Here is a 3,513-nt window from a genome sequence, read left to right on the forward strand (position 1 = left end):
CCCTTGCCGGCGAAGCCGCCACCCAGCCCGCCGCGACCGTTGATCTGTCGGTCGAATCCGGTGACGTAGGTGCTGCCGTCGGCTCGCGAGGCGAAGTTGACGAACACGCGTAGGCCGGTGAAGTCGCTCGAGTCCGCTGCCTGGTAGAGCGTGCCTGTCTCGTCGAAGGCAATGCCCTCGTTGCTGCCGGAGTCCAGCTGGAACGCCAGCGTGTCCAGATCGGGCGCGTAGACGTCCAGCGATGCCGGACTCTCCGCAGGATTGGCAGCGACCACGATGGGCGCATCCGGGGCGGCGTTGCCGCCACCATCGTCGTCACCGCAGCCAACCACCGACAGGCCGATGCAGCCGACCAGCAAACATTTTGTGACAATAACGGTCTTCATGGCGTGCCTCCGATGCGATGGCAGGGTCATGGGCGGTTGTCCCATGTGAGCAAATTCAATCGTGGCCCTGAGAGCGGGGTCACCCATTCTGCGGGGAGTTGGCAATGCTGTTCTCGTTTCGTCCGATGATGGCCATCGGCGCAATCATCGCCTTTGGAGCGCTGGGGTTCGCACTGGTTCTGCAATACGTCTTCGACATGGAGCCGTGCCCGATGTGCATCTTCCAGCGCGTCGCCATGGTCGGTGTCGGTCTGGTGATGCTCATCGCGGCGCTGCATGGCCCACGCGGGTTCGGTCGCTGGGTCTACGCGGCGCTGACACTGGTGGCCGCGGGCATCGGCAGCGCGATTGCCGCGCGTCACGTGTGGCTGCAAAGTCTGCCTCCCGATCAGGTGCCCGCCTGCGGGCCGTCGCTGGACTACATGATGGACATCATGCCGGCATGGGACGTGATTCGGACCGTGCTGGCCGGCGACGGCAACTGCGCGATCATCGAAGGCAGCTTTCTTGGCATTTCGCTGCCGGGCTGGACGCTGGTGGGCTTCGTCGCGCTGGCCATCTGGGGCATCATCGCCGCAGTGCTTCCCCCCAAATCTACCGGAGCCTTTGAATGAGCTACGCCGTTACCGACCTCTGCGACGCCCACAGCGACAAGATCCAGGTCGCCGAACCGATTTTTGCCGATTTCGGCGGTGTGCTGGCGTTCTCCGGCGCGATTCACACCCTGAAATGCTTCGAGGACAACACGTTCGTGCGTAGTGAACTGGAGCAACCCGGCGAGGGCAGGGTGCTGGTCGTCGATGGCGGTGGTTCGCTGCGCTGCGCGCTGCTGGGCGGCAATCTCGCGAAGCTGGCCGAGGACAACGGCTGGTCCGGCGTGGTGGTCTACGGTTGCGTGCGTGACTGCGAGGAAATCGAGGACTGCTCGATCGGCGTCAAGGCCATGGCCGCGCATCCGCTCAAGTCGCGCAAGCAGAATGTCGGCGAGGTCGGTGTTCCGCTGCGTTTCGCCGGCATCGAGTTCCGCGAGGGTGACTATCTCTACGCCGACGTGGACGGCCTGATCACCGCCGGCGAGGCGCTGGAGCCTTGAGTTCGCCTTGGTCAGCCGTGAATTCGGGCCAATGACGACAACATGACGGAAACGGTCACGACGGTGGGCAACACCGATCTTCTCGGCCAGTTCGAAACCGGGTTCGAACGCGTTCTGACCGAGGAGGCCGTCGCCTTCACCAGTCGCCTCGTCAGCCGGTTTCGCCCGCGTGTTCAGGAGTGCCTGTCCGCGCGGGTGGCCAGACAGGCCCTGTTCGATCGCGGCATCGGCCCCGATTTTCTGCCCGACACGCAGTCCGTGCGCGACGGCGACTGGAGCATCCGCGGCATTCCGGCGGATTTGCGGGATCGCCGCGTCGAGATTACCGGGCCGGTCAATCGCAAGATGTTGATCAATGCGCTGAATGCCCCGGTTCAGTGCTACATGGCGGACTTCGAGGACAGCCAGGCGCCGACCTGGTCGGGTCTGATGCATGGCCAGCTCAACCTGATGGACGCCGTGGCTGGCACTATCGAATACAGCGACCCCGAGACGGACAAGGTCTACGCGCTGGAAGACGATCCGGCGACGCTGATCGTCCGCCCGCGCGGCTGGCACATGGTTGAGCGCCATATCCGCATTGACGGCGCGCCAGCCACGGCGGCGATCGTCGACTTCGCCCTGTTCCTCTTCCACAACGCCAGGGCATTGCTGGAAAAGGGCAGCGGGCCGTATTTCTATCTGCCGAAGATGGAATCCCATCTGGAAGCGCGGATCTGGAACGACATCTTCAACGCCGCCCAGGACGAACTGGGCATCGCGCGCGGTTCGATCAAGGCGACAGTGCTGATCGAGACCCTGCCGGCAGCGTTCGAGATGGACGAGATTCTCCATGAGCTGCGCGACCACGTCGTCGGCCTGAACTGCGGCCGCTGGGACTACATCTTCAGCTTCATCAAGATCATGAAGCTGCAACCCGGTCGGGTGATGGCCGACCGCTTCGTCGTGGACATGGCGCAGCACTGCATGGACAGCTATTCCAAGCTGCTGTGCGTGACCTGCCACAAGCGCGGCGCGATGGCGATGGGTGGCATGTCGGCCTTCATCCCGGTGAAGAATGACCCGGCCGCCAACGACAAGGCCTTCGCCAGGGTGCGCGCCGACAAGGAACGCGAGGTCGCCAACGGCCACGACGGCACCTGGGTCGCGCATCCGGGGCTGGCGCCGGTCGCCCGTGCCGTGTTCGACGAGCACATGCCTGGCGCCAACCAGATCAATCGTCCGCTGGACTGGTCCGTGACCGCCGAGGACCTGCTGCGGCAGCCGGAAGGCAAGATCACCGAGGCCGGCTTGCGCAACAACATCAGCGTCGCGGTGCAGTACATCGAGGCCTGGATTTCCGGCAACGGTTGCGTGCCGCTGTACAACCTGATGGAGGACGCCGCCACCGCCGAGATCTCGCGCACGCAGGTCTGGCAGTGGATTCATCATCCCGAAGGTCGGTTTGACGACGGCAGGGATGTCACGGTCGAGCTGTTCGAGCAACTGCTCGCCGAGGAGATGGAGAACATCAAGGCGGAAGTGGGGGAGGAGCGTTTCGAATCCGGGCGGTTCTCGATCGCTTGCGATCTGCTGCACCGGCTATGCGTGGCCGACGAGCTGGCGGACTTCCTGACGCTCCCCGCCTACGAGCTGCTGCCCTGAGTGGCCGGATTCGTCGGGGCTGTGTCTGATTGCGCGATGGGTCTGAACCGACTCCGGTCAGTCCAGTTCACTGGCGACCCGAGCGATCAACCCGCGTAACCACTGATGTGCCGGGTTGTGGTGCAGCAGCGCGCTCCACGCCATCTTGAGTTCGGTTTCGGGGATGTCGAACGGCGGCGGCAGAATCACCACATCCGGATTGTCGCGTTGGAGCCTGGCCGACTTGCTGGGCAGGGTGATCACCAGATCATCCAGCTCCGCCAGCTGCATGGCGGCCTGGTAGTGGCGGGTGAACACGCGAATCTTGCGCCGTTTGCCGAGGCGAGCCAGCGCTTCGTCCACCCAGCTGAGCCCCTGCATGGTGCCGGGCTCCACACCCACGCCGATACC

General features: G+C 64.3%; 5 protein-coding genes. 3 read left to right on the plus strand and 2 right to left on the minus strand.

The features are described from left to right. Positions 1 to 386: hypothetical protein (locus ABNS06_RS06855; RefSeq protein WP_348673435.1), on the minus strand; the 386-nt coding region annotated here is incomplete at its 3' end. A 104-nt stretch (positions 387 to 490) separates the two neighbouring features. On the opposite strand from ABNS06_RS06855, the gene ABNS06_RS06860 reads away from it, so the two are divergent. From ABNS06_RS06860 to aceB, 3 genes are read left to right on the plus strand one after another with little or no spacing between them, the layout of a single operon-like run. Continuing rightward, entirely contained in the window at positions 491 to 1,000 is a 510-nt protein-coding gene (locus tag ABNS06_RS06860) for a disulfide bond formation protein B (RefSeq protein WP_348673436.1), read from the plus strand. Then, a complete protein-coding gene (gene rraA, locus ABNS06_RS06865; RefSeq protein ID WP_348673437.1) occupies positions 997 to 1,479 on the plus strand; it encodes a ribonuclease E activity regulator RraA in 483 nt (160 codons plus the stop codon). The genes ABNS06_RS06860 and rraA overlap by 4 nt, the downstream gene beginning before the upstream one ends. Before the next feature lie 42 nt (positions 1,480 to 1,521). After that, entirely contained in the window at positions 1,522 to 3,123 is a 1,602-nt protein-coding gene (gene aceB / locus ABNS06_RS06870; protein WP_348673438.1) for a malate synthase A, read from the plus strand. 57 nt (positions 3,124 to 3,180) lie between these two features. Here the strand turns inward: aceB and ABNS06_RS06875 are convergent. Beyond that, the coding region (locus ABNS06_RS06875) for a LysR substrate-binding domain-containing protein (RefSeq protein WP_348673439.1) at positions 3,181 to 3,513 on the minus strand (333 nt) is incomplete at its 5' end.

The organism is uncultured Abyssibacter sp. (assembly GCF_964000955.1).
Taxonomy (GTDB): domain Bacteria; phylum Pseudomonadota; class Gammaproteobacteria; order Nevskiales; family OUC007; genus Abyssibacter.

Excerpts from the sequence above, each read along its gene's own strand:
- ABNS06_RS06860 (WP_348673436.1), top strand. The coding sequence starts at position 491 with ATGCTGTTCTCGTTTCGTCCGATGATGGCCATCGGCGCAATCATCGCC.
- rraA (WP_348673437.1), top strand. The coding sequence starts at position 997 with ATGAGCTACGCCGTTACCGACCTCTGCGACGCCCACAGCGACAAGATC.
- aceB (WP_348673438.1), top strand. The coding sequence starts at position 1,522 with ATGACGGAAACGGTCACGACGGTGGGCAACACCGATCTTCTCGGCCAG.